This window comes from Paraburkholderia ultramafica (genome assembly GCF_902859915.1).
Classification (GTDB): domain Bacteria; phylum Pseudomonadota; class Gammaproteobacteria; order Burkholderiales; family Burkholderiaceae; genus Paraburkholderia; species Paraburkholderia ultramafica.
Genome location: NZ_CADIKK010000149.1, coordinates 1 through 922, shown reverse-complemented (window position 1 = coordinate 922; position 922 = coordinate 1). Strand labels below are relative to the sequence as shown.

At 62.9% G+C, this 922-nt stretch carries 1 protein-coding gene; it reads right to left on the bottom strand.

All coding sequences use genetic code 11. The features are described 5' to 3' along the window. Positions 1-922: bifunctional 2-methylcitrate synthase/citrate synthase (gene prpC / locus HV744_RS36610; RefSeq protein WP_175154092.1), on the bottom strand; the 922-nt coding region annotated here is incomplete at both ends.

The following is a 922-nucleotide window of genomic DNA, read 5'->3' as shown; positions in this document are numbered from 1 at the left end:
ATGATCTTGTTGTCGATCCGTTGCTCGATGATGTGCGCGCTCCAGCCGGCCGTGCGGGAGATCACGAACAGCGGCGTGAACATCGCCGTCGGCACGCCCATCATGTGATACGAGACCGCGCTGAACCAGTCCAGATTCGGGAACATCTTCTTCGCGTCCCACATCACCGATTCGAGCCGCTCGGCGATCGAGAACAGCTTGGTGTTGCCCGCTTCCTTCGAGAGCTTCTGCGCGACTTCCTTGATGACCTTGTTGCGCGGATCGGAGATCGTGTACACCGGATGGCCGAAGCCGATCACCACTTCCTTGTTCTCGACGCGCCGGCGGATATCGCTTTCCGCTTCGTCCGGCGTCTGGTAGCGCGACTGGATGTCGAACGCGGCTTCGTTTGCGCCGCCGTGCTTCGGGCCGCGCAGCGCGCCGATCGCGCCGGTGATCGCCGAATAGATGTCCGAGCCCGTGCCTGCGATCACGCGGCCAGCGAAGGTCGATGCGTTGAACTCATGCTCGGCGTACAGGTTCAGCGACACGTGCATTGCGTCGACCCACGACTTCGATGGCTCAACGCCGTGCAGCAGATGCAGGAAGTGGCCGCCGATCGAGTCGTCGTCGGTTTCCACTTCGATGCGCTTGCCGTTGTGCGAGTAGTGGTACCAGTACAGCAGCATCGAGCCGAGCGACGCCAACAGCTTGTCGGCGATGTCGCGCGCGCCCGCCAGGTTGTGATCGTCCTTCTCCGGCAGCACGGTGCCGAGCACCGAGACGCCGGTGCGCATCACGTCCATCGGATGCGCGGCCGCGGGAATCCATTCGAGCGCCGCCTTGACGTTCGCGGGCAGGCCGCGCAGGCTCTTGAGCTTCGTCTTGTAGGCCGTCAGTTCAGTTTGGGTCGGCAGCTTTTCGTGGACCAGCAGATAAGCGA